The organism is Dactylosporangium salmoneum (genome assembly GCF_039532525.1).
GTDB classification, from domain to species: Bacteria; Actinomycetota; Actinomycetes; order Mycobacteriales; family Micromonosporaceae; genus Dactylosporangium; species Dactylosporangium salmoneum.
This window is the reverse complement of record NZ_BAAARV010000015.1, coordinates 30,418-54,775: the sequence shown is the minus strand read 5'-3', so window position 1 is coordinate 54,775 and position 24,358 is coordinate 30,418. Positions and strand designations below refer to the sequence as shown.

Annotated in this window: 24 protein-coding genes; 18 read left to right on the top strand and 6 right to left on the bottom strand. The window is 70.9% G+C overall.

The features are described from left to right. Window positions 1-16: 16 nt before the first annotated feature. Window positions 17-1,036, bottom strand: a complete 1,020-nt coding sequence (locus tag ABD352_RS07415) for a TIGR03617 family F420-dependent LLM class oxidoreductase (RefSeq protein ID WP_344611470.1) — start codon at window positions 1,034-1,036, stop codon at window positions 17-19. Then, entirely contained in the window at window positions 1,033-2,238 is a 1,206-nt protein-coding gene (locus ABD352_RS07410; protein ID WP_344611469.1) for an acyl-CoA dehydrogenase family protein, read from the bottom strand. Before ABD352_RS07410 ends, ABD352_RS07415 begins: the two co-directional genes overlap by 4 nt. A 165-nt stretch (window positions 2,239-2,403) precedes the next feature. On the opposite strand from ABD352_RS07410, the gene ABD352_RS07405 reads away from it, so the two are divergent. From ABD352_RS07405 to ABD352_RS07340, 14 genes are all read left to right on the top strand, one after another. Beyond that, window positions 2,404-3,792 carry a hypothetical protein gene (locus tag ABD352_RS07405; RefSeq protein WP_344611468.1) on the top strand — a complete coding sequence of 463 codons (1,389 nt, stop codon included), beginning with the start codon at window positions 2,404-2,406 and terminating at the stop codon, window positions 3,790-3,792. Beyond that, a complete protein-coding gene (locus ABD352_RS07400; protein ID WP_344611467.1) occupies window positions 3,792-4,985 on the top strand; it encodes an acetyl-CoA acetyltransferase in 1,194 nt (397 codons plus the stop codon). Before ABD352_RS07405 ends, ABD352_RS07400 begins: the two co-directional genes overlap by 1 nt. 100 nt (window positions 4,986-5,085) lie before the next feature. Continuing rightward, window positions 5,086-5,691, top strand: coding sequence for a TetR/AcrR family transcriptional regulator (locus ABD352_RS07395; protein ID WP_344611466.1), 606 nt, complete (start codon window positions 5,086-5,088; stop codon window positions 5,689-5,691). A gap of 214 nt (window positions 5,692-5,905) precedes the next feature. Beyond that, window positions 5,906-6,847, top strand: a complete 942-nt coding sequence (locus ABD352_RS07390; RefSeq protein WP_344611465.1) for an acyl-CoA dehydrogenase family protein — start codon at window positions 5,906-5,908, stop codon at window positions 6,845-6,847. After that, window positions 6,844-7,755, top strand: coding sequence for a hydroxymethylglutaryl-CoA lyase (locus ABD352_RS07385; protein WP_344611464.1), 912 nt, complete (start codon window positions 6,844-6,846; stop codon window positions 7,753-7,755). Before ABD352_RS07390 ends, ABD352_RS07385 begins: the two co-directional genes overlap by 4 nt. Window positions 7,756-7,868: 113 nt before the next feature. Further along, window positions 7,869-8,744 (top strand): MaoC/PaaZ C-terminal domain-containing protein, encoded by an 876-nt coding sequence (locus ABD352_RS07380; RefSeq protein ID WP_344611463.1) that lies wholly within the window; start codon window positions 7,869-7,871, stop codon window positions 8,742-8,744. A gap of 395 nt (window positions 8,745-9,139) precedes the next feature. Continuing rightward, window positions 9,140-10,291 (top strand): ABC transporter substrate-binding protein, encoded by a 1,152-nt coding sequence (locus tag ABD352_RS07375; RefSeq protein WP_344611462.1) that lies wholly within the window; start codon window positions 9,140-9,142, stop codon window positions 10,289-10,291. Window positions 10,292-10,414: 123 nt separating this feature from the next. Further along, window positions 10,415-11,203, top strand: a complete 789-nt coding sequence (locus tag ABD352_RS07370; RefSeq protein ID WP_344611461.1) for an LLM class flavin-dependent oxidoreductase — start codon at window positions 10,415-10,417, stop codon at window positions 11,201-11,203. Continuing rightward, complete coding sequence (locus tag ABD352_RS07365) at window positions 11,200-12,159, top strand: LLM class flavin-dependent oxidoreductase (RefSeq protein WP_344611460.1); 960 nt, start codon at window positions 11,200-11,202, stop codon at window positions 12,157-12,159. Before ABD352_RS07370 ends, ABD352_RS07365 begins: the two co-directional genes overlap by 4 nt. Then, window positions 12,156-13,373: an acyl-CoA dehydrogenase family protein gene (locus tag ABD352_RS07360; RefSeq protein WP_344611459.1), complete on the top strand. Its 1,218-nt coding sequence runs from the start codon at window positions 12,156-12,158 to the stop codon at window positions 13,371-13,373. The genes ABD352_RS07365 and ABD352_RS07360 overlap by 4 nt, the downstream gene beginning before the upstream one ends. Further along, entirely contained in the window at window positions 13,370-14,407 is a 1,038-nt protein-coding gene (locus ABD352_RS07355; protein WP_344611458.1) for an acyl-CoA dehydrogenase family protein, read from the top strand. Before ABD352_RS07360 ends, ABD352_RS07355 begins: the two co-directional genes overlap by 4 nt. Next, window positions 14,400-15,947 carry an AMP-binding protein gene (locus ABD352_RS07350; protein ID WP_344611457.1) on the top strand — a complete coding sequence of 516 codons (1,548 nt, stop codon included), beginning with the start codon at window positions 14,400-14,402 and terminating at the stop codon, window positions 15,945-15,947. Before ABD352_RS07355 ends, ABD352_RS07350 begins: the two co-directional genes overlap by 8 nt. Window positions 15,948-15,973: 26 nt before the next feature. Further along, window positions 15,974-16,372 carry a Zn-ribbon domain-containing OB-fold protein gene (locus ABD352_RS07345; protein WP_344611456.1) on the top strand — a complete coding sequence of 133 codons (399 nt, stop codon included), beginning with the start codon at window positions 15,974-15,976 and terminating at the stop codon, window positions 16,370-16,372. Beyond that, the gene (locus tag ABD352_RS07340) at window positions 16,372-17,526 is read left to right on the top strand and encodes a thiolase C-terminal domain-containing protein (protein WP_344611455.1); all 1,155 of its coding nucleotides are present in this window, start codon (window positions 16,372-16,374) and stop codon (window positions 17,524-17,526) included. The genes ABD352_RS07345 and ABD352_RS07340 overlap by 1 nt, the downstream gene beginning before the upstream one ends. Window positions 17,527-17,604: 78 nt before the next feature. Here ABD352_RS07340 and ABD352_RS07335 read toward each other — a convergent pair whose 3' ends face one another. The 4 genes from ABD352_RS07335 to ABD352_RS07320 are packed head-to-tail and all read right to left on the bottom strand — an operon-like array spanning window position 17,605 to window position 20,781. Next, on the bottom strand, window positions 17,605-18,489 hold the full coding sequence (locus ABD352_RS07335; RefSeq protein WP_344611454.1) for a TIGR03620 family F420-dependent LLM class oxidoreductase: 885 nt from the start codon (window positions 18,487-18,489) through the stop codon (window positions 17,605-17,607). After that, window positions 18,486-18,971 (bottom strand): nuclear transport factor 2 family protein, encoded by a 486-nt coding sequence (locus ABD352_RS07330; RefSeq protein ID WP_344611453.1) that lies wholly within the window; start codon window positions 18,969-18,971, stop codon window positions 18,486-18,488. The genes ABD352_RS07335 and ABD352_RS07330 overlap by 4 nt, the downstream gene beginning before the upstream one ends. Then, window positions 18,968-19,510, bottom strand: a complete 543-nt coding sequence (locus ABD352_RS07325) for a MaoC family dehydratase (protein WP_344611452.1) — start codon at window positions 19,508-19,510, stop codon at window positions 18,968-18,970. The genes ABD352_RS07330 and ABD352_RS07325 overlap by 4 nt, the downstream gene beginning before the upstream one ends. Continuing rightward, window positions 19,507-20,781, bottom strand: coding sequence for an acetyl-CoA hydrolase/transferase family protein (locus ABD352_RS07320; protein ID WP_344611451.1), 1,275 nt, complete (start codon window positions 20,779-20,781; stop codon window positions 19,507-19,509). The genes ABD352_RS07325 and ABD352_RS07320 overlap by 4 nt, the downstream gene beginning before the upstream one ends. Window positions 20,782-20,983: 202 nt before the next feature. On the opposite strand from ABD352_RS07320, the gene ABD352_RS07315 reads away from it, so the two are divergent. Genes ABD352_RS07315 through ABD352_RS07300 form a run of 4 tightly spaced genes read left to right on the top strand, consistent with a single transcriptional unit; the run spans window position 20,984 to window position 24,315 of the window. Further along, on the top strand, window positions 20,984-21,871 hold the full coding sequence (locus tag ABD352_RS07315; RefSeq protein WP_344611450.1) for a branched-chain amino acid ABC transporter permease: 888 nt from the start codon (window positions 20,984-20,986) through the stop codon (window positions 21,869-21,871). A 23-nt stretch (window positions 21,872-21,894) separates the two neighbouring features. After that, window positions 21,895-22,797, top strand: a complete 903-nt coding sequence (locus tag ABD352_RS07310) for a branched-chain amino acid ABC transporter permease (protein WP_344611449.1) — start codon at window positions 21,895-21,897, stop codon at window positions 22,795-22,797. Beyond that, window positions 22,794-23,666 carry an ABC transporter ATP-binding protein gene (locus tag ABD352_RS07305; protein WP_344611448.1) on the top strand — a complete coding sequence of 291 codons (873 nt, stop codon included), beginning with the start codon at window positions 22,794-22,796 and terminating at the stop codon, window positions 23,664-23,666. The genes ABD352_RS07310 and ABD352_RS07305 overlap by 4 nt, the downstream gene beginning before the upstream one ends. Then, window positions 23,611-24,315, top strand: a complete 705-nt coding sequence (locus ABD352_RS07300) for an ABC transporter ATP-binding protein (RefSeq protein WP_344611447.1) — start codon at window positions 23,611-23,613, stop codon at window positions 24,313-24,315. Before ABD352_RS07305 ends, ABD352_RS07300 begins: the two co-directional genes overlap by 56 nt. Window positions 24,316-24,358: the final 43 nt, after the last annotated feature.

Below are 24,358 nucleotides of genomic sequence, written 5' to 3'. Positions count from 1 at the left end.
CTCCTCCATGGGGTCGTCAGGGCTGGGGTGAGGCAAAGTCGGCGAGGATGCTCCGAAGGCGATCGGGGTCGCCGCTCGGCCAGCCGTAGTACGACGAGACGCGGTCGAGGCGTCCGGCGTACCGCTCGCGGCACAGGCGGGGCATGTCCTCCGGAGTGCCGACGAGGGCGATGTGCTCGAGCAGCCTGTCGTCGATGAGGCCGCCCATCTCGACCCAACGGCCCGCGCGCGACATCGTCTGCAGCTCGCCCTGGAGATCGCCGTACCCGACGCTGTCGAGCACGGCCCGGTAGGCGGGGGTGGACGCGTAGAACGCGATCTGCTCGCGGGTCTTGCGCGTACCCTCGGCGATCTCCTCCTCGGTGTCCCCCATGACCATGAACAGCGGCGCGTAGAGGTCCACGTCCGCGCGGGACCGACCGGAGGCCGCCAGGCCCTTGCCCAGGGCGGGCAGGGTCACCCCGTCGAGGTAGGCGGTGGTCGTCATGCCGTGCAGTAGCAGGCCGTCGCACAGCTCACCGCCGAGCTCGGTCATCTTCGCCCCGACCGCGGCGATCATCTTCGGGATGCGGTACTCGTGGTGGTGCGGCGTGAAGACCGGCGTCATCAGCGTGTGCCGGTAGTGCGGTCCCTGATAGTCGAGCCGGGAGCCGTCCCGCCAGGCGGCGAAGATCGCGTCGAGCGCCTGCAGGAAGTCGCGCATGCGGGCCGCCGGGGCGCTCCATTGCATCGAGAATCGCCGCTCGATGTGTGCCTGGACCTGGCTGCCGAGCCCGAGGATGAACCGGCCCTCGGACATGGCGGCCAAGTCCCATGCGAGGTACGCCGTGGACATGGGGTTGCGGGCGAAGGCGACGGCGATCGCGGTGCCCACGGTCACCTCGCGGGTGGACAGCAGGGCCGCCTGGGACTGCAGGAAGGCGTCGGTCACGCTCTCGCTGGCCCACACGCCGTCGAAGCCCTGGGCTTCCGCTTCGGCGGCCACCGGTCCGCAGGCGGCGGCCGAGGCCCCGATCATTCCCATGTCGATCTTCATCTTGCGTCCTTCGGTAGGTGGAGGACCCGTTCGCCGATGGTGTTCTTGAGGATCTCGTCGGTGCCGCCGCCGACCCGCAGGCCCGGAAGGCCCAGGGTCAGCTCCGACCATGCGTAGGTACCCCACTCGCCGGGGTCGGCGACGTGCGCGGCGCCGAGCAGATCCGCGGCCACGTCGCTCATCGTGCGCAGCAGGTCGGTGGCGAGCAGCTTGCTCAACGCCAGTTCCGGCCCCGGGGGGCCGCCTCCCTGGAGGAACCTCGCCGTCGTCAGTCGCGCCGCCCAGGCGCGCACGAGGACCTGCGCGACCGCGTCGCGGGTCCGCTCGTCGGCCGGGTCGCCGACGTGGCGGGCGAGGTCGATCAGCCGCTCCACGAGGGCCTCGTCGACGCCGACCTCGGTGCCGATGGCCGACCTCTCGTTGAGCAGCGAGGTCACCACGACCGGCCAGCCCTCGTCGACACCGCCGATGCGCCGCTCGTCGGGGACGAAGACGTCGTTCAGGAACACCTCGTCGAACGAGGCGCCACCCGTGAGCTGGCGGATGGGCCGGATCTCGATGCCGGGACTGTCGAGATCGATCAGGAAGGTGGTGAGGCCCGCGTGCTTGGGCTTGTCGGGCGAAGAGCGGGCGATGCACAGCCCGACGTCGCTGTAGTGCGCGCCGGAGCTCCAGACCTTCTGTCCCGTGATGCGCCAGCCGTTGCCGTCGCGCACCGCCCGGGTGGACAGGCCGGCCAGGTCGGAGCCGGCACCGGGCTCGGAGTAGAGCTGGCAGGCGACCGTCTCGGCCGAGCGCAGCCGGGCGAGCCATGTCTGACGGTGCTCGGGAGTCCCGTGCAGGAGCAGCGTGGGTGTGAGCGTGGAGACGCTGAACCGCAGATAGGCGTCGTCGGGGAGATCGAACTCCGACTCGATCTCGCGCAGCGCGGCGGCGTACTCGGCCGGGAGTCCACGCCCACCGAACTCGGTTGGACCGTCGACCCAGCCCAGGCCGTGCTCGACGAGGTGAGCCCGGTAGCGGCGCAGTGCCGCCAGCTCCTCCGCTTCGCCCTCGGAGCGCTCGGCGACGACCGAGACCCGGTCCTCGCCGACTCCCCAATGGGCGCCTTCGCCGGTTTTGCGGCGCGCGAAGGCACTCAGCACCTCGATGATCTCGGCGCGGAACTTCTCGATGCTGGGAGTGGCTCCCTGCTCGGCCATGACCCTCCTCACGCGCACAACTCCCGGACTGCGGCGGTCTCGTCTCTGCGCGTCCTGTCAGCCGTTCGCGGACAGTTGCAGCGCCGCCTGGGGGACCCTAGAGTAGCAAAGCAAGTGCTTGATTGAAATATTGCCGCGGCTGCCGCGGGAGAACGGAGGGGTCGCGTGGTCGGTATCGAGTCCTACGGCGTCTACATCCCGATCGGCCGCTTGGGCCGCGCCGCGATCGCCAGCACGTTGGGGGTCGGCCGGGGCCGCGGTGCCCGTCCGGTCGCCTCGTACGACGAGGACAGCACCACGCTTGCCGTTGCGGCCGCGCGTCGCGCCCTCGGGCAGCGTCAGGTCTCGGGGTCCCTGTGGTTCGCCACCTCGCGACCGGTGTACCTGGAGAAGTCCAATGCCGTCACGGTCGCCGCCGCGGCCGGACTGGACGACCAGTGCGCGGCGTACGACGTCGGGGCTGCGCTGCGCGGCGGAGCCGGTGCCCTGCGCGCCGGGCTGGCCGAGGGCAGTGCGCTGGTGGTCGCCGCGGACTTGCGGTACTCCCTGCCGGGCTCGGCCGACGAGGCCGAGGGTGCCGACGCGGCGGCCGCGTTCGTCGTCGGCGCCGAACCGGTCGCCGAGCTGGTCGGCACGGCGTCGGTGACGCGCGAGTTCCTGGACCGGTGGCGTGAGCCCGGTGCGGTGCGCACCCGGAGCTGGGAGGAGCGGTTCGGCGTCGAGGAGTACGTGCCACTCGCGCAGCGCGCGGTCGACGACGTCCTCGGCCGCTGCGAGGTCAAGCGCCAGGAGCTCGCCCACGTCGTCGTCAGCACGCCGCACGCCCGCGCCCGCGGGATGGTGGTCCGTGCCTTCCCGGCCGAGGTGACGGGTCGAGGTGCGGCGGATGAGCTGGGGTACGCGGGCGCCGCGGACCTCGGCCTCGGGCTCGTCGCGGCCTTCGAGCAGGCGAATCCCGGCGACCTCGTGCTGGCCGTCAGCGTCACCGACGGCGCCGATGCCTTCCTGTTCCGCATGACCGAACGGCACCAGCCGGTCGGCACCAGCGGGCTGGAGGCGCTCGCCGGGTCGACCGCTGAGGTGTCCTACGCCGACTTCCTGACCTGGCGGGGCCTGCTGCCGCGGGAGCCCGCCCGCCGTCCCGAGGTCAAGCCGCCCGTGCCGCCGGCGTCCCGGCGTACAACGGGGTGGAAGTTCGGCTTCGTCGCCGGCAGGTGCCGTGAGTGCGGGTACCGCAACCTCCCGCCGCGTCGGGTCTGTCTGCGGTGCACCGCCCGGGACGCGTTCGATGCCGAGCCGATGGTCGACGTCCCGGCGCGAGTGGCCACCTTCACCGACGACTGGCTCTCGGATTCGGTGCAGCTGCCGGCCAAGGTCGTGGCGGTGGATTTCGACGGCGGCGGCCGCTTCGAGTTCGAGATGGCCGATGCCGTCGGACACGAGCCGAGCATCGGCGACCGGGTCGTGCCCACGTTCCGGGTGGCCAGCGTCGCGGCCAACGGCGTACGTAACTACATCTGGAAGGTGCGACCGCACCGGGAGGAGGACCGCTGATGGGTGTGCACCCGCTGAAGAACCCGGTCGCCATCGTCGGCATGGCCTGTACGGCGTTCGGCGAGCACTGGGACCGCTCGGTGGACGACCTGTTGGTCGAGGCGACCCACGGCGCCGTCGACAGCGTGCCGGGCCTGGAGCTGGAGCAGGTCGACGCGTTCTGGCTCGGGTCCATGATCTCCGGGGTCTCCGGCCTGACCCTGACGCGACCGCTCGGCCTGGCGCACAAGGCGGTAACCCGGGTGGAAAACATGTGCGCCACCGGCTCGGAAGCCTTCCGCAACGCCTGCTACGCCGTCTCTTCGGGAGCCTACGACGTGGTCATGGCCGTGGGTGGGGAGAAGCTCAAGGACGCCGGCTACTCCGGCCTGGAGATGCCGAGCGTACCCAACGACGGCACGCCGCCGGTGCTGAGCGCGCCGGCCATGTACTCGATGATCGTGCCGGCGTACGCGCGCCGGTACGGTGTGAGCCCGCAGCAGATCAAGGAGGCGATGACCCACATCGCCTGGAAGAACCACGCCAACGGCGCGATCAACCCGCGCGCGCAGTTCCGCAAGGCCGTTTCCAAGGAGACGATCGCCGCGGCCCCCGCCCTGGCGGGCAACCTCAGCGTTTTCGACTGCTCGGGGGTCGCCGACGGCGGCGCGGCCGCGGTGATCGTGCGTGCGGAGGACGCATTGCGGTACACGGACCGTCCGCTGTACGTGCACGCCCTGGCGCTGGACGCCGGCGCCGGCACCGGCCGCAACGACAGCGACTACGACTACTGCGACCTGGCGGAGTCGCGAGCCTCGGCCCGGGCGGCGTACGCGCAGGCGGGGATCACCGACCCGGCCACCGAGATCTCCTTGGCGGAGGTGCACGACTGCTTCACGCCGACCGAGATGGTCCTGATGGAGGAGCTTGGCTTCTCCGCTCCCGGCGAGGCCTGGCGCGACGTGCTCGCGGGGCGGTACGACCGTGACGGGGCGCTGCCGGTCAACGTTGACGGAGGGCTCAAGAGCTTCGGTCACCCGATCGGGGCGAGTGGCCTGAGGATGCTGTTCGAGATGTGGCTGCAGTTCCGCGGCGAGGCCGGTGACCGCCAGGTGCCCACTCCGGGCTTCGGGCTGGTGCAGAACCAGGGCGGCAGTCCTGGTGACCTGGTGTCTGCTGTCACGATCGTCTCGTCGCGCCGGCCGGCGACGTGAGTCGATGTGGGTGAGGCAGTGGACGCGCGGGCTCGCAGTCGCTCCAGCAAGCATCCGAGATATGGAATCATTTCGGACCATGTCAGAAGGTGGGAAGCAAGTGAGTACGAGGCGGCGGTCGACCGGTTCGCCGACGGGCCTGGCCCGCAAGGAGCTGATCGTCCGCGCGGCGGCGAAAGTGTTCGCGGAGAAGGGATTCGCCAACGCCACCGTCCGCGACATCGCGGACGAGGCCGACACGCTCTCCGGCAGCCTCTACTACTACTTCGACTCCAAGGAAGCGATGGTCGAGGAGGTCCTCGGGGTCTATCTCGACATCACGGTGAGGGGCTACCAGCGCGCCGCCGACGAGCTGGAGGACCCGGTCGAGGCGCTGCACGAGCTGATCTCGCTGGCGCTGCGCGGCCTGGTGCAGTACCGGGCGGAGGTCACGATCCTGCAGAACGACTGGCACAACGTCCGTCCGATCGAGAGCATCGGTCGGCGCCAGCGCGAGGTCGAGAAGATCTGGCTCGCGACCATCGAGCGCGGGGTGGCCGCCGGTCTGTTCCGGTCCGATCTGGACGTCCGCATGGTCTATCGGACGCTCATGGGTGCCATTCAGGCGGTGATCCGCTGGTTCGACCCGCGTGGCAAGGTCAGCGTGGACGAAATCATCGAGGTGCAGAGTTCGATCCTGCTCGACGGGATCCGCAGCAGCCGCTGAGGGGAGGGCCTTTGGCCCGATCGCGCACTGTGTCCTTAATTAAGCAAGCACTTGCTCTATTCAAGGAGGCGGCGTGGCTGATCGGTTCGTGTTGAGCGCTGAGTTCGGTCCGGTGATCGCCCGGTACCTGCAGCAGCGGGCGCCGGCGGAGCGTAACCGAACCCAGGGTGCGGATCTGCCCGGCCTGTGGTCCGGCCTGGTCGAGGAGGTCGGCGTGGTCGGCCTGCTGGTGCCGGAACACCTGGGCGGGCAGGGCGCCGGCCTGATGGAGCTCGGCAGCGCACTGCGCGAAGCCGGTCGCCAGGGTTGGTCCGGCCCGTTGGCGGCCACCGCCGGTGTGGCCGTGCACCTCCTGGCCGCCGTCGACCCCGATGACGCCGGCGGCCTGCGTGCCGCGATCGCGCAGGGCCGCGTCGTCGTGCCCGCACTCACGGAGGACCGGCGCGGGGAGCGACTGCAGACCACGGTGCGGTACGACGACGGGAAGGTCCGAGGGCGGCGCACCTTCGTTGACAGCGGGACGCATGCGGCCGATTTCCTCTTCCCTGTCCGCGCGGGTGAGGAGACGGCGCTGGTCTTGGTGGAGCGCGCGGCCGCAGGTGTGGAGGTGCGGCCGCAGGACGCCGTGGATCCCGGCCGGGGCCTGGCGATACTCGACCTGGCCGACGTCCCGGCGCGGGTGCTCGCGTGCGGTCCGCAGGTCGACTCCGCCGTCGCGGAGGCCTGGAGCCTGGGCGCAGTGCTGGTCGCCGCCGACGCGGTCGGTGCCGCGGAGCGCGCCTTCGAACTGGCCCTCGAGTACGCCGGCACGCGCGAGCAGTTCGGCCGTTCGATCGGCAGTTTCCAGGTCATCAAGCACAAGCTCGTCGAGATGTACGCCGAGCTGGAACTCTCGCGCAGCGCGCTGGGGGAGGCGCTGCGGATGGCCGACGCCCGGCTCCCGGGCTGGCAGGACGCCGCGGCAGCGGCGAAGTCCGTGGTGGGCGACGGCTCGACCCATGTCCTTCGCGAAGCGATCCAGGTGCACGGCGGCATCGGGTTCACCTGGGAGCACGAGCTGACACACCACTTCCGACGGGTGATGGCCTGTCGTGCCCTTTACGGGACGCCGGCCTCGCACCGGCGTAGCGTCGCTGCGGCGAGGGGGCTCGCATGAGTGACGTCCCCGCGCGCGTGGTGCTACGTGAGGTGGGTCCGCGTGACGGGCTGCAGAACGAGCCGCCTGTCCCCACGGCCCAGAAGATCGCGCTGATCGAAGCGTTGGCGCAGACCGGTGTCGGCGAGATCGAGGCGGTCTCCTACACCCACCCGCGCGCGATCCCGCAGATGGCCGACGCGGCCGACGTCTGGGCGGGGGTCACCAGGGACCCGTCCATCTCCTACTCGGCCCTCGTGCCGAACCTCGTCGGCGCCCGGCGCGCTCTCGATGCGGGGTTCGCCGACATCGAGGTCGTCGTCTCCGCCTCACGCACCCACAACCTGCGCAACATCAACCGCGCCCCCGAGGAGTCGATGGAGGCGATCGCCGAGGTGATCGCGACGGCACATGCGCATGACGTGCGGTGCCAGGTGATCGTGGCTACCGCGTTCGGGTGTCCGTACGAGGGCGAGGTTCCCGAGGAACAGGTGGTCGGCCTGGCCGAGCGCGCCGTGGCGTTCGGCGCCGACAGCATCTGCTTCGGCGACACCACGGGGATGGGCTCGCCGCCCCGGGTGACTCGCCTGGTCGGCCGGTTCCGGGATGCCTGCCCGGACGTCGCGCTCGCCCTGCACTTCCACGACACACGCGGCACGGGTATGGCCAACCTCGCCGCCGGTTTGGCGCTTGGCGTCGACCGGTTCGACGCCAGCGTCGGTGGGCTGGGCGGGTGCCCGTACGCGCCGGGGGCCAGCGGCAACATCGCCACCGAGGAGGCCGTCTACCTCCTGCAGGAGTACGGCGTCGAGACCGGCATCGACCTCGACCGCCTGCTCGAGGTCGCCGAATTCGCCCAGCGCATCGTCGGCCACGAGCTGCCGTCGGGGCTGCTGAAGGCCGGTCCGCGCACCCGCCTCGCGCGCTGAGCCGCGGCGCCGGCCCGCGCCGGTGCTGGCGTGCTGAGCTGCGGCGCCGTCCCGGCGCTGGTCGAGGAGTTGTTACCACGCGCGGCCCGGCCGCATGTTCAAGGAGGTCAGTCATGCCTGTGGATCCCTCGCGAGTCGGGACGACCGTCGGACCCTGGACCGTCGGGTGGACCGAGCGCGACTCGCTGCTCTATGCCCTCGCCGTCGGTGCCGGCCAGCAGGACCCGCTCGCCGAGCTCGCGTTCACCACGGAGAACTCCGAGGGGGTGACGCAACAGGTCGTCCCGAGCTTCGCCGTGGTGCTCGGGTTCGGCAAGGGCCTGCCGGACGTCGGGGAGTACGACCCGACCCGCGCGGTCCACGCGGAGCAGGAGATGGTCCTGACCGGCCCGCTCCCCGCAGCGGGGCAGGCGCGGGTGACGACCACGGTCACCGACATCTGGGACAAGGGCCGGGACGCGATCGTGTGGACCGAGACCACGCTGGTCGAGGCCGGCAGCGACCGGCTCCTGGCGCGGTGCCGTACCGGCGCGTTCCTCGGCGGTGCCGGTGGCTTCGGCGGAGAGCGCGGCAGCAGCCCGTCGTGGGAGCTGCCCGACCGGGCGCCCGACGTGGAGGTGACCGTGTCGACCCGACCCGAGCAGGCGCTGCTGTACCGCTTGACCGGTGACCGCAACCCGCTGCACTCCGACCCGGCGTTCGCGGCACGCGGCGGGTTTCCCCGCCCGATCCTGCACGGACTCTGTACCTACGGCTACACCGCACGGATCCTCGTCAACGAGCTCGCCGGCGGCGATGCGGGCCGGCTGGCGTCCATGCGCGGCAGGTTCACCCGCCCGGTCCTTCCCGGCGACGACCTCGTGATTCGCGCCTGGCGAGCGGAGGGCGACTCGGAAGTGTTCTTCCGGACCACGAACTCCGCGGGTGAGCCCGTGCTCGACCGCGGCGTCGTCGGCCTCAGGCCCGGCGCTGACGGCGGGAGCCGGTAGCAGGTCGGCGACCGCCATCGATGGGCCGCTCGACGACCCCGTTGAGCGGCTCTGCGGAAGTCGGCGCGGATCTTCGAGAAGGGCCCGCACCGCCGTTGACGAGTCAGGTGACCCGCGTCATACTCGTTTAATCAATCGCTTGCTTCACATTTGAGACGGTCCCCCTGCAGAGCGTCTCCGGCGGCCTGACCTGCACCCCGGTCAGGCCGAGATCGCCGAGTGAGCCCCGGACGCGTCCTGGGCCCCGGGCCAGCCAGGCCCAAGCGTGCGATCCGCGAACAGCACACGGAGCCGAGGGCCGGGCCCGCAGGCCGGCCCACGGGAACGTCGGCGGCATGCCACCTCATCCAGCGTGGGAAGAAGGGAAAGCTATGTTCACCATTCGTCGAGGAGGGATGCGCCATCGCATCCTCGTCGCCGGCGTCGCGATGCTGACCGCACTGACGGCAGCAGCCTGCAGTGACGCGAAGAGCTCCGGCCAAGGCTCGACCTACCTGATCGGTTTCCCCGCGCTGACCTCGGGTCCGGCCGCCTTCGCCGGAGTGCCGATCCTTGACGGCGCGAAGCTCGCGGTCAAGGAGATCAACGACACCGGGTTCCTGGGCCAGGGCGTCAAGGTCGAGCTCAAGTCCGGGGACATCAAGAGCGACCCGGCGCAGGCGATCGCGCAGTACAAGCAGTACGTCGCCGACGGTGCGAGCGCCGTGCTGTGCTGCGGGCTCTCCTCGGAGGCCGGCGCGCTCGCTCCAGTGATCAAGCAGTCCAAGGTGCCCGGCATCGTGACCTCGGCAATCCTGCCGGGTCTCGCCGAGCCGCCGTACATCTTCCGGCCGGTCATCATCCCCTCCGAGCCCGGCGGGCTGTACGACAAGTTCATCGACGATGTCGTCCCGGCCGCCGGCGTCAAGACCGCGGTCCTGCTGGTCACCGCTGACAACGACGGCATGGTCAAGGACGCCGACGTCTGGGATGCGGCGCTCAAGCGCAACGGCGTCAACGTGGTGAAGCGGATCAACACCCAGTCCGCCGACACCAACTTCACGCAGGCTGCCACCGAGGTCCAGTCGTTGAACCCGGACGCGGTGGTCAGCTCCATGCTCGGCACACCGTCGGCGCTCGTGGCGCGGGCGCTGCGGGAGCGCGGTTACGAGAAGCCGATCCTGGCCAACTACGGCGTCGACAGCACCAAGCTGTTCGAGACCTCGGGTGGCGGACTGCGCAACACGATCTTCTTCGCGCCGTTCCACGCCGACCAGACCGACAACGACGTCGCGCGCCGGTTCGTCGAGCTCTACAAGAAGGAGAAGGGGTCGGCCCCGGACATGTACGGCGCCCAGGGCTACACCGCGATGTGGCTCGTCGCGGAGGCCCTCAAGAAGGCCGGTAGCGGCGACCCGAAGGCGGTGTCCAAGGCGCTCAGCGAGATCACGAAGCTCGACACCGTGTACGGACCGGTGAGCTATGACGGCGGCCAGGCGCGGATGACGTCGAAGGCGACCTACCTGCAGTGGACCAAGGAGGGGACCCTCGCCTCCTGGAAGGGCTGACGACAGCTCACGCGACGGTGGGTCCGGCCACCTGCGGCCGGCCCCACCCCAGGACGTTGCGGCGGCTGCCGCGCACCCTGATCGCGGATGTCTACCCCGCGGTCGGTCGACGAAGGAGACGGGATGGACATCGGCATAGCCTGCGCTTTCGAGTCGAAACAGGCCGGCTCGTTGCAAGCGGCGATCCGAACGGCGGCCGTCGCCGCCGAGGATGAGGGCTTCGCTTCCTGGTGGGGCCTGGGCGACCGTGAGGTCGCGCAGACCTCCTCGCACGACGCGACACTGGGCTTGTACTGCGTCGCTCGTGCTACTCGGCGGATCCGGCTCGGCCTGGCCGGGGAGGTGCTGTCCGTGCGGGCCGCGGCGGTGCGCGCCAAGCAACTGGCAAGTCTCGACTGGTTCGCCGGCGGGCGGTTGGAGCTCGGCATCGACCTCGGCGGTCCTCCCGCAGACCTCCTCGAGCCAGGGGCCGCCGTCTCCGACCCGGTCGGACGTTCGCTGGATCGGCTGGCCGCGATGGAGGCGCTGTGGACCCAGCGCCGAGGAGCGGTCAGCTCACCGACCGTCAGCTTCTCGGGCGCCATCGCCAACCCGAAGCCGGTGGGCGAGCGCTGTCTCAAGGTGCATCTGCGCGACGCGGGTACACCGGTCTTGCGCAGGGTCCTCGAGGCCCGAGGCCGGATCGACGGGTGGGCGGCCTGGAGGGTGGACCCGGCAGCGCTCGACGCGGCGTTGGCCGCCCTGCTGGATGCCTTGGGGGCTGACGCGGGACCGATTCGCCGCACCTGGTTCGTCGACGCCCACCTGATGCCGGCGAGCCGCGGGGTGGCGGCGGACGCCGGCATCGACGAGCTGGTGGCCGTGTTCGACCGGATTCCCGAGCCCGCGGAGTTGCGAGAGGTGGCCGCATGAGTGACAACAGCACCCGCAACGGCGTCATGGGCGCGCGGGGGCGGGTCGAGATCGGGTTGGTCGACCTCTTCGACGGCGGCCCGGAGCGTGGTCTCGCCTTCATGGCGGAGTTCTCCCGCGCCGCGGAGAACGCCGGGTTCGACGGCATCTGGCTACCGGAGCACATCCTCTTCTTCGAGCGGTACGACTCCGTCTACCCGTACCCGCAAGCGCCCCTGGCGGCCAATCCGGACGTCAAGGAGCAGCACAACAAGGTCGTCGAGGGCAGGGCCCAGGTGGAGTCGGCGCCCGAGCAGGGCCTGCTGGATCTCTTCCAGGCCGCGGTCGAGGTGTGCGCAGCCACGACGAGGCTACGATTCGGCAGCTCGGTGCTGCTGCTCCCGCTGCGCAACCCGCGCATCCTCGCCCGCGAGGTGCTCACCGTCGCCGAGCTGACCGGAGGCCGGTTCGACCTCGGCGTCGGGTTGGGTTGGTCCGCCGAGGAGTACGCAGCCTGCGAGTCCGACTTCAAGACGCGGGGAAAACGCTGCGAAGATCTGGTGCACGCCTTGACCGATGCGTGGGGCGGGGGTCACCAGGATGCGCCCCCACTGCCCGTCGGTGTCCAGGCGCCCAGGGTCCTCATCGGTGGGCACTCGCCCGCGGCGATCCGCCGGGCGGGGACGGCGGCGGACGGCTGGTACCCCTGGAACCTGACGCCCGCCGAGCTGGCCGACGGCCTGCGGGCGCTGGAAGGGCACCTCGAAGCGTCCGGGCGCAGCCGCGACGACGTGCACGTGATCGCGGGTTTCCGCGGTGTCGGTGAGCTGTCCGACCTGCCGGAAATCGTCCGGCGCTATGCCGAGCTCGGTGTCGACGGGATCAACCTCTCGCTCCGCATGACGGTGGACAACTACGTCGAGGTGATGTCAGACGTGGCCGGAGTGCTCGGCCTTGACGGGGAGGGGCCGCGATGAGTGCGGAGACGACGATCGACCAGGCCGGTTCGGCCGAGGGGTTCCGGGCCGAGGTCCGGCAGTGGCTCGCCGAGAACGTCCCGACGGAGCCGCTGCCGCCCTGGACGACCCGCGAGGGCTTCGACCAGCACCGGCGGTGGGAGCACACCCTGTTCGAGGGCGGTTACGCCGCCGTCGACTGGCCCGTCGAGTACGGCGGGCGCGGCGCCGGGTTGCGGCACACGATCGCGTTCGCGGAGGAGTACTACCGCGCGCGGGCCCCGGAGCGGGTCAACATGGGCGGCCTCTACCTGCTGGGACCGGTCGTGATGCAGTACGGGACCGAGGAGCAGCGGCGGCGCTGGATCCCCGACCTGCTCTCGTGCAAGACCATCTGGTGCCAGGGCTTCTCCGAGCCGGGCGCCGGCTCGGACCTGGCCTCGCTGCGGACCCGAGCGGTCCGCGACGGCGACCACTTCGTGGTCAACGGCCAGAAGATCTGGACGTCGATGGGCGGGTTCGCCGACTGGATCTTCGCGCTCGTGCGGACCGACCCGGAAGCGGCCAAGCGGCGCAAGCACGCCGGCATCACCTTCCTGTGCATCGACCTGCGCACGCCCGGCGTGCAGGTCCGTCCGCTGACCATGGTGGACGGGACGAAGGGCTTCGCCGAGGTGTTCTTCACCGACGTCCGGGTGCCGGTCGAGAACGTCGTGGGCGAGATCGACCAGGGCTGGAAGGTCGCCATGTCCACCCTCGGATTCGAGCGTGGCGCGGTCTTCGGCGACCACGCGAAGTTCTCCAACGACGTCACGGCCCTGGCCGGCCTGATCCGGCACCGAGGCCTGGCGCAGGACTCCCTGGCGCTCGACGAGCTCGGCCGGGTCCTGGTCGAGACCGAGGTCTACCGTGCCAACGTCTACCGGCTCGCCGCGCTCGCGGAGAGCGGGGGTGACCTCGACCGGACGGCCAGCATCAACAAGCTGTACTGGACGGAGATGCAACACGACATCTTCGCGACCGGCCTGCGCCTGATGGCCGAGGACGGCGCGATCGTCGCAGAACCGTCGGCTACCGCCGGCGCCGACCCGGTGACCGCCCACGCGTGGCAACAGTGGCACCACCGCTACTGGTACGCCCGGGCCGCCATGATCTTCGGCGGTACCTCGGAGATTCAGCGCAACATCATCAGCGAGCGTGTGCTCGGACTGCCCATGGAGCCCCGACCGTCGTGACCGAGACATTGGACCTGGACCGCCGTCAGCTCGACGAGGTCACCACCGAGCTTCTGCAACGCCACTGCGGCCTCGACCACCTGCGCGAGCGCCTCGATGCCGGAGCCGCACACAGTGCGTCGCTCTGGGCCCGCCTGGCCGAGACGGGACTCGTCTCGGCGCTGGTCGCTGACGAGTGGGGTGGAGCGGGACTGACTCCGCGGCACCTGCCGGGCGTCTTGCGCGCGACCGGGTATCACGCGCTGCCCGAGCCCTACCTCGAGACCTCGGTGCTCGCGGCGACCATCCTGTCCGCCTTCGCCGACGACCCGGAGGTGGCACAGCGGCTCGCCTCGCTCGCCGAGGGCTCGCTGCTGGTCGCCGTGCGCATCAGCGACCTGGACCCGCACGTGGCCTTCGCCGCGGAGGCGGACGTGGTCCTCGACGTCGCGCAGGACGGCACCATCACGCTGTACCGGGCAGATGAGGTCGAGGTCGAGTCCCTTGAGGCGGTCGACCCGCTGCGTCCCGTGGCACGGGTGGGGCCACGTGGCAGGGGCACGGTCCTGGGGGTCTCGCCCGAGCTCGCGGCGCGCGTGCGCACGCTGGCCGTCGCCGGAGCGGCCTGCCAGCTGGCGGGAGCGGCGCGGCGGCTGCTGGACCTGACGGTGGAGTACGTCGGCATGCGCCACCAGTTCGGCCGGCCGGTCGGCTCGTTTCAGGCGGTGAAGCACAAGATCGCTGACGTCGCCGTCGGCGTCGACATGGCCGAAGCCGCCGCGTTGAGCGCGTTGGACGCGATCGACGACCCCGACGCGGAGCACCGCGCGGCCGCGGCCAAGGCATACGCTGGGCAGGCCGCCGACCGCGCCAACGTCGAGGCCCTCCAGCTGCACGGTGGGATCGGGTTCACCTGGGAATACCACCTGCACTTCTGGCTCAAGCGGGTGATGAGCCTCGCGTCGGCGTACGGGACGACCGTGGCGCACCGCCGGGCCCTCGCGACAGACCTGCTGGCCCGGGTTCCGGGAGGGAGTGGACTGAGCGATGAGTGAGCAGCTCGGCTTCTGGACGATCGCCGCAGCGCACCCCGAGGGATGCGCGGTGGTCGAGGCCGACGGCCGCAGGGTGAGTCGCGGGGTGCTTCTCGGCCGGGCGAACGCGATCGCCCGGCTCCTGCGCGCGCAGGGACTGCAGCGTGGCGACCGCGTCGTCGGTGTGGTGGCGAACGAGGGCGCCGCACTGGCCGTGGTGCTCGCCTGCCAGCAGATCGGCGCCTACTACGTCCCCGTCAACACCGGCCTCACGACGAGCGAGGTCGCCTACATCCTCGGCGACGCGGCCCCGGTCGTCGCCCTCGCGTCGGTCAGGTCCGCGGGGATGCTCACCGCCGCGGCCGACGAGGCAGGGCTGCCGGCGGAGCGTCGGTTCGCGCTGGGGAAGGCCTCCGGCCTGCGCGACCTCCTCGCCGAGAGTGCCGCCTACCCGGACGGCCCGCTCGGGGACCGCAGTCCCGGGTCCTACCTCGGGTACACCTCCGGGACCACCGGCCGCCCCAAGGGCGTCCTGCGCAAGCTGCCGGAGGGCGACCCCGACGCCGTCTTCGCCGCCGGTGCCCGGTGGCAGCTGGGGATGTTCGCGGTCGAGCCGCTCGGCGAGGGTGTCCATCTGGTGACCTCGCCGCTGAGCCACACCGCCGTGAGCGGTCTGGCGGTCACGTCGCTGCACTTCGGCCACACGGTCGTGCTGATGGAGCGCTTCGACGCCGAGACGGTTCTGCGGCTGATCGAGGCCGAGCGGGTCACCACCACGCACATGGTGCCGACGCAGCTGCACCGGCTACTGCGGCTTTCCGAGGAGGTCCGCGAGCGGTACGACGTCAGCAGCATGCGCAACCTCATCCACGGTGCGGGTCCGTGCAGCGAGGACGTCAAGCGGGGAGTCATCGACTGGTTCGGGAATGTGGTGTGGGAGTACTACGGCGCCACGGAGGCCGCCGGCACCGCCATCTCCGCACGCGAGTGGCTCGAGCGGCCCGGCAGCGTCGGCCGCCCGCAGCCGGGGGCGGAGGTCAGGGTGCTCAACACGGACGGCGAGGACGCTCCGGCCGGTGAGTCCGGGACGATCTACCTGCGGATGGGGGCCAACGCCTTCGAGTACCGCGGGGACGCGGAGAAGACCGGCGCCAGCCGGCTCGGCGACTTCGTCACCGTCGGGGACCTCGGCTGGCTCGACGAGGACGGCTACCTGTACCTCCTCGGCCGGTCGGCCGAGATGATCGTCTCGGGTGGGGTCAACGTGTATCCGGCCGAGGTCGAGGCCGCGATTCTGACCCATCCCGACGTCGAGGATGTCGGCGTGATCGGCGTGCCCGACGCGGAGTGGGGGGAGCGCGTCGTGGCGGTCGTCCAGGCCCGAGCCGACTCGGGCCTGGCCTGCGACGAACGCGGCCCGACGGAGGTCCTGCGGGACTATCTCGCCGATCGTGTGGCCCGCTACAAGGTGCCCCGCCTGGTCACGGTCGTGGCCGAGCTGCCGCGGTCGGCGAACGGGAAGCTGCGCAAGCATCTGCTCCCCCCACTCACCCGACGCTGATCACGTCACCCATCGAGAGGAACCGTGTGAAACCCATCGCCAACCCGACACCGGACACCCAGGCGTGGTTCGACCTCATCGACCAGGGTCGGTTGACAGTGCCGCGCTGCCTCGACTGCGGGGACACCTTCCTCTACCCGCGGATGTGCTGTCCCGCGTGCGGATCACGCTCGGTTGAGCTCACCCCCGCGAGCGGGCGGGGCATCGTCGACTCGTTCGTCGTCAACCATCGGGGGCCCGCCGCCTTCGCTGGGGAAGCGCCGTACGTGCTGGCCCTGGTTCGGCTCGAGGAGGGCCCGCGGATGATGGCGAACGTGGTCGTCGACGACCCCGCCCGCGTGGGTGTCGACCTTCCCGTCGCGGTGACCTTCGAGCAGCGCGGCGAGCGTAAGGTCGTCCAGTTCGTGCCGGCGGAGGTGCAGTGATGAGCCTGCGTGGCGCGATCGCGATCGTCGGGGCCGCCGAGAGCACCGACCTCGGCAAGATCCCGGACAAGTCGGCGCTGCAGCTGCACGTGGACGCCGCCCTCAACGCGTTGGCCGACGCGGGGCTCAAGCCCTCGGACGTGGACGGGGTGGCGTCGGCCGGTGAGCTGCCCAACGACGTCGCAGACTATCTCGGCATCGTCCCGGACTATCTCGACGCCACGAACGTCGGCGGTTGCTCATACATGCTCCATGTGCGCCACGCGATGGCGGCGATCTCCGCCGGCCTGTGCGAGGTCGTGCTCGTGACCCACGGAGAGTCCGGTCGCTCCCGCATCGGGATGCAGCCCTGGGCGCCGGCCGCGCAGTCGATGATGGGTCAGCTCGAGGTCCCCTACGGGCCCGTGGGCGCACCGTCGCTGTTCCCCATCGGGGTCCGCCGCTACATGGACAAGTACGGCATGACCGAGGAACAGTTCGCGATGGTCCCGGTCGTGCAGCGCAGGTGGGCGGCGCGCAACCCGAGGGCGAAGCTGCGTGATCTCATCACCGTCGAGGATGTGCTGGCCTCGCCGGTGATCGCCGACCCGGTCCATCTGCTGCACTGCTGCCTGGTCACGGACGGCGGCGGGGCGCTGGTGCTGGCCTCGGCAGAGCGGGCGAAGGACCTGAGCCCCCAGGCGCCGGCGGTCTACGTCCTGGGCGCCGGGGAGTCGAGTGAGTCCTCGGTGGTTTCGGGGCTGCAGAGCCTGACCTCGTCGCGCGCCATCGAGCGCGGTGGCCGTGCGGCCATGCGTCAGGCCGGGATCGGCCACGCCGACGTCGACCATCTGATGATCTACGACGCCTTCGCGCACGTCCCGCTCTACGGCCTCGAGGACCTGGGATTCGTGGGTCGCGGCGAGGCCCCCGCGTTCGTCGCGGAGGGCAACACCGCTCCTGGTGGCCGGCTGCCGCTGAACACCAACGGTGGCGGGCTGGCGTACACGCACACCGGAATGTACGGGATGTTCGCCATCCAGGAGTCGGTCCGGCAGGTGCGTGGCACGGCAGCGGCGCAGGTCGACGGCGTCGACGTCAGCGTGGTCACCGGGGTCGGTGGCATGTTCATGACGTCGGGGACCCTCGTCCTGGGAAGCGAGTCGACCCTCTGATCGCCGTCCGAGGAGCGCGCCGGGTATTCGGGATCTGCCGAAACGGCGGCGCGCTCCTCGAACGGCGACGCCGTGGCGTCAGGTCGTGAGCGCGCCCGCCAGCTCACGCCACGCATCGAGCGGAATCGCGTGGTCCGACCAGCTTCCCTCCGGATCGAGCAGCTGGACGCAGACGTGATCGGCGCCGGCCTCGAGATGCGCGCCGGCACGTCGCACGACCTGGGCGGGATCTCCCCAGGCGACCAGGGCGTCGACGAGGCGGTCCGAGCCGCCGTTGTCCAGGTCGGCGGGCGTGAAGCCCTGGCGTAGCCAGCTGTTGCGATAGTTCGGTTGGGCGAGGTATGGCGCCAGGTAGCGGCGCGCCGCCTGCCGGGCCCGGCCCGGGTCGGGGAGCAGGAGCGCCATCTGCGTGGGCGCGAGGAAAGCGTCGCCGTGGCGGCTGCGCGCGGCGCGCGTGTGTGCCGGCGTGGTGAGGTACGGATGGGCCCCTGTCGCACGCGTCGCCGCCAGATCGAGCATCTTCGGCCCGAGCGCGGCGAGCACCCGTTCCTGGCGGCGGGATCCCGGGGCCTGGGTCCGGTCGAGCTCGTCGAGGAATTCCCGCATCCGGGTCAACGGCCGTTCGTACCGTCCCGGGGTCCGGTGATCGACCAGCTGCTGGTGGCTGACCCCGAGACCCAGCAGGAACCGGGACCGGCCCTGCGCCGGCAATGCGGCCAGCCGGGCGGCCAGTTCCGCCGGGGTCAGCTCCCAGATGCTGAGGATCCCGGTTGCCACGGTGACGGTGCTGGTCGCTTCCAGGAGCGCGGCGATCCGGCGGAAGGGGTCGCCGGTGCCCCCGGTCATCCACACCGCGGAGACGCCCATCTCCTCCAGCGCCCGGGCGGCGCTGCATGCCTCGCCGCTCGGGCGGACCCGCAGCCCGGTCGCCCAGGCTCCCCAAGGGCTCGCGGGCAGGCTCATCGTGACGCCCCGTCCTCGGCGTCCAGCACGGAGCCGTGTGCGAGGTCGGCGATCCAGGACACGAACCGCCAGCCCTCCGGGGTACGCCGGAATCGGCCGGAGTAGGTGCCGACGACGATGTGCGCACCGCCCTCGCGGCGGTAGTACGCGATGCCCTTGAACTCCCCGGATGCTTCGTCGTCGTGCACGGCGACATCGCTGTTGGTGAAGGTGTGGAAGATCCACGGCATGGAGGTCCGGAGGCGCCTGAACTGCTCGCGGATCTCCGCGTGCCCCCGGCACGGTGGGCGCCGCGGGTTGATGCTGTAGACGCCGTCAAGGTCCCAGAGTGCGACCAGGCCGTCGAGGTCCTCGTGGCTCGGACCGTCCCATCCGCCGTCGCAGAGGCGGTGGTAGCGGGCCGCGAGGGCCTCGATCGCGCGAACGTCCTCGAGCTGGCGCACCCGTTCGGCGAGCTGCTCGTAGGTCGGCGCCGCGCTCATGCCGGCTGCTCCGCATCGGGCTGCTCCGCATCGGGCTGCTCCGCATCGGGCTGCTCCGCATCGGGTTTCTCCGCATCGGGCACGAAGCGAACCAGCGCGCTGCGGACGGCCTTGCACACCAGGACGCCGTCCTGGTTCAGGCCGCGGTGCTCGAGGGTCACGATGCCCTGGCCGGGGCGGCTCGCCGAGGGGCGCTTGGGCCCGATCTCGGTCTCGCAGTACAGCGTGTCGCCGATGAAGACCGGTGCGGGGAAGGAGATCTCCTGGAACCCCAGGTTGGCGATGGTGGTCTTCTGGGTCAGGTCCGGCACGCCGACGCTGCAGACGATGCTCAGGGTGAGGAGGCTGTTGACCAGGCGCTGCCCGAACTCCGTCTCGGCGGACTTCACCGCGTCGAGGTGCAGCGTCTGGGTGTTGAGGGTGATGCTGCAGAAGAGCACGTTGTCGGCCTCGGTGATCGTCCGGCCGGGCTCGTGCCGGTAGATGTCCCCGGGGATCATTTCCTCGTAGTAACGGCCGCGGCGGGTGTGGATGGTCACGGGGTCTCCTCGGGGGTGTCGGTGGTCGCGGCGACGAGCCGCGACCGATGGTCTGGGTGGGCCACCGCGGCGAGCGCCGCCGCCCGCTCCGCGACCGTGCCTCCGCGGAGCCAGGCGACGCCGTGCTCGGTGACGACGGCGTCCGGCGTGTGGCGTGGCAGGGAGACCAGGCCGGAGCCCAGCCGGTTCACGATCCGGCTGCGCCGGCCGTCGGGAGTGGTGGAGGGCAGCGCGATGACGGACAGGCCGCCGTCGGACCCGAAGCCCGCTTCCACGAAGTCTGCGCTCCCACCGATGCCGGACACCTGGCGGTCCCCGACCATCTCGGCACTCACCTGACCGGCGAGGTCGACCTCGATCGCCGAGTTGACCGCGACGAGGCGCGGGATGTGGGCCAGCGCGCGTGGGGCGTGGGAGACCCGGCTGTCACGCAGCACGATCGCCGGGTTGAGGTCGGCGAAGCTCATGAGCGAGGCGGTGCCCATGAGCTCGGCGGCGAGCACCGCGGGCCGCGGGTCCGTGCTCCACGGCACGACGCCGGCCGAGAACAACGGCACCATCGCGTCGTTGGCCATCCCTACGAACCGCACCCCGCGGATGCCGCAGTCGAGCAGGAATGCGGTGAGCGCCTCGGGAACCGCCCCGATCCCCAGCTGCAGGGTCGGCTCCTGGGGGAGCAGTTCGAGCACGCGCGCGGCGATACGGTCGCTGACCTCGTCGCGGGCCGCGGCCGGAAACACGCACATCGGGTGCTCGGCCTCCACCAGCCGGTCGATGCGGCTGACATGCACCGCGGTATCGCCGTGCGTGCGCGGGACGTCGTGGCTGACCTCGGCGAGGACCAGGGTGGCCCGCTCGACGGCGTGGTGGACGTAGCTTGACGAAGGGCCGAGGCTGCACCAGCCGTTGCGGTCCGGCGGCGAGACGCGGATCAGGGCGACCGAGCTGTTCCAGGCGTCCAGGAGGTCGGGCACCGCCGACGCCCTGGCCGGCACGTAGTCCACGTATCCGGGGCGCAGCGCGGCTCGGGCGGGACCGTACGGGTGCCAGGTTCGGTAGGGCAGGTGGCCCGCCGCCGACGCGTCGAGGAAGGGGTAGGACCCGAGCTGGAGGCCTGAGTACAGCCGGGGGGAGTCGAGGAGGTCGGCGAGCCGGCCGAGGGCCGAGAGCAGGGTCTCGGGCGTGCCGCAGCCGGGAGCGGCGACGATCGTACTCCCGGACGGGATCGCCCGGATGGCCTCCTCCGGCGCCACTGTCGTCGGGAGCTTCATGACACCCCAGGGGCTCGGCGGGACGCGCAGGGTCGTCGGACCGTGCGCGGGAGGTTACCGAGACGCTAGTGCACGCGAAGAAGTGAAGCAAGTGCTTGATTGAGAGTTGACAGAGCAGCTGTGACGCGGCTTACGATGTTGTAAAGCGAACGCTTGATTCGAGCGCCGCGAACACCCCTTCGTTCAGAGGAGAGTGCCCGCCGTGCAACTCCTGGCACAGCAGCTCGTCAACGGGATCGCGCTCGGTTCCGTGTACGCGCTGTTCGCGATCGGATTCGCCCTGATCCTGGCGCGGATGGGCATCCTCAACGTGGCCCACGGGACCTTTGCCACCTGGGGGGCGTTGTCGTCGTTCTGGCTGGTCGCCGAGAAGGGCGTCAACTTCTGGGTGGCCGCCGCGGCGGGGATCCTCTTCGCGGGCGTGCTCGGGGTCCTCGCCGACACGTTGGCCTTCGCGCCGCTGCGCACGCGCAACGCCGGCATGTTCGCCCCGATCATCGCCAGCATCGGCATCTGGATCGTGCTCCTGACGGTGGCCGAGGGCTTCGCGGGCTCGACCACGAAGAGCTACCCGGTCAGCGCGGTGCCGGCCACGCCGATCCGCGTCGCGGGGCTGGTCGTGCTGCCCGCGCACCTGCTGAGCATCGCGGCCCTGATCCTCACGGTCACCGTCGTGCACCTCCTGCTCAACCGCTCGCGCTTCGGCGCGGCGGTGCGGGCGGTCTCGGTGGACCCCCGTTCCGCCACGATCGTGGGCGTCAACGCTCGTCGCACGCTGATCGCCGTTGCGTTCATGGCGGCCGCGGTCGCGGGCCTGGCCGGCGTGCTGGCCGCCCTGTCCGACAACAACGTCTCCTTCGGTGTCGGAGAGGCGTTGCTGCTCAAGGGCTTCGCGGCCGTCGTCGTCGGCGGTTACGGCGACATCCGCGGCGCCGCGGCGGTCGGTGTCGCGATCGGCGTCCTGGAGGTCCTCGGCTCGCAGTACATCTCGTCCGGCTTCCGGGACGCGATCACCTTCGGAGTGCTGCTGCTCGTGCTCGTCGTGCGGCCCCAGGGAATCTTCGGCGAGCGCCAACTCCTCCGCGCCTGACCGCATCTAGCAAAGGGTCCTCCATGAGCACTACTGCCTGGATCACCACGCTCCAGTTCGCGGGCGTGAACGCGCTGTTCGCACTCAGCATCTACGCCAGTCTCTGGACCGGCGTCCTCAGCCTCGCGCCGATCTTCTTCGGGTCCGTGAGTGCCTTCACCTTCGGCCACCTCGCCGGAGCGCTCGGCCTGCCGCCCTTCCTCAGCCTGGTGCTGGGTGTCGTGGTCGGTGCGGCCCTGGGAGCCGCCACCGCCGCGTTGGTCATCCGCCTCCACAGCCACTACCTCGCGATGGCCACCATCGCGATGGTCCTCATCGGGCGGGTCCTGATCGTCAATCTCTCCGACTTCACCGGCGGGGCGACCGGCACCCTCATCCCGGGGGAGCTGGGCACCTGGGCATGGCTGATCGGCTGTCTGGTCGTCGCGGGCTTCGTGCTGGCCCGCCTGGCCAAGTCGCGCTTCGGTCTCGCCGCGGACGCGGTCCGTGAGGACGCGGCGGTCGCGCAGACCCTGGGCGTCGCGCCGCGCCGGATCCAATTGGTCGGCTTCATCATCTCCGGCGCCTTCGGAGGGGCCGCGGGCGTGATGCAGGCGAGTTTCCTGCAGTACATCGGGCCCGACACCTTCTACACCGGCCTGGGCTTCGTCACGCTCGCCGCGGTGGTCCTCGGAGGAGCGTTCCACTGGCTCGGGCCGATCGTCGGCGCCGTCGTGTTCACGATCCTGCCCGAACTGCTCAGGGATGCCTTGGGCGAGTACGACCGCGTGGTCACCGGCGTGATGCTCGTCGTGATCATCATCTACATGCCTCGCGGCCTCGTGGACCTGCGTCGCTTGCGGTTGTTGCGCGCGCGGTCGAGGGCGGGTGCGCCGGCCGGTGCCAACGGTGCCGGCGACACGGTCCGACCGGAGGTGGCGTCATGAGCTCGAGTTCCTCATCCCCCGCGGTCGCTCGCGAGACGCCGCCCGCCGCAGAGGTGCCGGCTGTCGACATCGTCGGTCTGACGAAGGCGTTCGGCGGGTTGAAGGCGGTCTCCGACATCACGATCCAGGTGCCGTCCCGGCGGATCCACGGCATCCTCGGCCCCAACGGTGCCGGCAAGACCACGGTGCTGAACATGGTCACCGGGTTCATCAGCGCCGACGACGGCACCATCTCCGTGTTCGGCGACGAGGTGACCCGCCTCCCGCCGTACCAGATCGCCCGGCGCGGGGTGGCCCGGACCTACCAGAACATCCGGCTGTTCGCTGGGATGACGGTCCTCGAGACCGTTGTCGCGGGTGCCTACCTGCGCAGGTCGTCGACCCTGGCGGGGGCCATCTTCCTCAGCCCCGGCGAGCGCCGGGAGCGGCGCGAGGTCCGGGCGCGCGCACGCGACCTGCTCGACCGGGTGGGGGTCCGCGGCGACCACGACGCCTTGGCCGAGACGCTGTCCTACGGTGACCAGCGGCGGGTCGAGATCGCGCGGGCCCTGGCCGCCGATCCTCGTGTCCTGCTGCTCGACGAGCCGACCGCGGGCATGAACGACGCCGAGTCGCACGAGATCGGCGAGCTCCTGGTGGAGCTGCGCGACGGCGGGCTGACGCTCATCCTCATCGAGCACAACATGCGGCTCGTGGAGGAATTCTGCGAGTCCGTCTCGGTGATGAACTCCGGCGCGATGCTCTCGCAGGGTGTGCCCAGATGGTGCCTGGACCAGGACGAGGTGAAGGAGGCCTACTTTGGAAAGCGCTCCGATGCTGCACGTATCGCGACTCTCCGCCGCGCACGGCGCGGTCCAGGCGGTGCGTGAGGTCGACCTCGCCGTCGATCAGGGATCGCTGGTCGCGCTGATCGGCTCCAACGGCGCAGGGAAGACCACGACGTTGCACAGCATCGCCGGTCTGCACCGCCCGTCCGGGGGCAGGGTTACCATCGGCGGCCGCGACATCACCGGGTGGAGCTGCCACAAGGTGGTCCGAGCCGGCGTGGCGCTGGTCGCCGAGGGGAGGCGGATCGCTCCGCCGCTCACCGTCGAGGAGAATCTCGACCTCGCCGCGTACAGCGGGCGCAGCGACAAGGCGAAGCTCCGCGAGCGGCGCGACGAGGTGTTCGAGCTGTTCCCGCGCCTGGCCGAGCGGCGCCGGCAACTCGCCGCACTGATGAGCGGCGGGGAGCAGCAGATGCTCGCGTTCGGCCGGGCGCTGATGACCGGGCCGGACGTCCTGCTCCTCGACGAGCCGTCCATGGGCCTCGCGCCGTCGATCGTCGACGTGATGTTCGAGACCATCGCGCGGCTGCACGAATCGGGCGCGACCATCCTGCTCGTCGAGCAGAACGCCGAGCTCGCGCTTGCGGTGAGTGACCACGTTTACGTGATGCAGCGAGGTCAGATCGTCGCCTCGGGCGCCCCCGACGAGGTGCGTGACCGTACCGAGGTCATGTCAGCCCTGTTCGGCTGACGCTCCATGAACCGGCCGGTGTCGCCGGCCCCGACTGACAGGA

Excerpts from the sequence above, each read along its gene's own strand:
- ABD352_RS07385 (WP_344611464.1), top strand. The coding sequence starts at position 6,844 with ATGAGTGACGTCCCCGCGCGCGTGGTGCTACGTGAGGTGGGTCCGCGT.
- ABD352_RS07340 (WP_344611455.1), top strand. The coding sequence starts at position 16,372 with ATGAGCCTGCGTGGCGCGATCGCGATCGTCGGGGCCGCCGAGAGCACC.
- ABD352_RS07330 (WP_344611453.1), bottom strand. The coding sequence starts at position 18,971 with ATGAGCGCGGCGCCGACCTACGAGCAGCTCGCCGAACGGGTGCGCCAG.
- ABD352_RS07310 (WP_344611449.1), top strand. The coding sequence starts at position 21,895 with ATGAGCACTACTGCCTGGATCACCACGCTCCAGTTCGCGGGCGTGAAC.
- ABD352_RS07320 (WP_344611451.1), bottom strand. The coding sequence starts at position 20,781 with ATGAAGCTCCCGACGACAGTGGCGCCGGAGGAGGCCATCCGGGCGATC.
- ABD352_RS07335 (WP_344611454.1), bottom strand. The coding sequence starts at position 18,489 with ATGAGCCTGCCCGCGAGCCCTTGGGGAGCCTGGGCGACCGGGCTGCGG.
- ABD352_RS07415 (WP_344611470.1), bottom strand. The coding sequence starts at position 1,036 with ATGAAGATCGACATGGGAATGATCGGGGCCTCGGCCGCCGCCTGCGGA.
- ABD352_RS07370 (WP_344611461.1), top strand. The coding sequence starts at position 10,415 with ATGGACATCGGCATAGCCTGCGCTTTCGAGTCGAAACAGGCCGGCTCG.
- ABD352_RS07380 (WP_344611463.1), top strand. The coding sequence starts at position 7,869 with ATGCCTGTGGATCCCTCGCGAGTCGGGACGACCGTCGGACCCTGGACC.
- ABD352_RS07400 (WP_344611467.1), top strand. The coding sequence starts at position 3,792 with ATGGGTGTGCACCCGCTGAAGAACCCGGTCGCCATCGTCGGCATGGCC.
- ABD352_RS07375 (WP_344611462.1), top strand. The coding sequence starts at position 9,140 with ATGCGCCATCGCATCCTCGTCGCCGGCGTCGCGATGCTGACCGCACTG.
- ABD352_RS07350 (WP_344611457.1), top strand. The coding sequence starts at position 14,400 with ATGAGTGAGCAGCTCGGCTTCTGGACGATCGCCGCAGCGCACCCCGAG.
- ABD352_RS07360 (WP_344611459.1), top strand. The coding sequence starts at position 12,156 with ATGAGTGCGGAGACGACGATCGACCAGGCCGGTTCGGCCGAGGGGTTC.
- ABD352_RS07410 (WP_344611469.1), bottom strand. The coding sequence starts at position 2,238 with ATGGCCGAGCAGGGAGCCACTCCCAGCATCGAGAAGTTCCGCGCCGAG.
- ABD352_RS07305 (WP_344611448.1), top strand. The coding sequence starts at position 22,794 with ATGAGCTCGAGTTCCTCATCCCCCGCGGTCGCTCGCGAGACGCCGCCC.
- ABD352_RS07300 (WP_344611447.1), top strand. The coding sequence starts at position 23,611 with ATGCTGCACGTATCGCGACTCTCCGCCGCGCACGGCGCGGTCCAGGCG.
- ABD352_RS07365 (WP_344611460.1), top strand. The coding sequence starts at position 11,200 with ATGAGTGACAACAGCACCCGCAACGGCGTCATGGGCGCGCGGGGGCGG.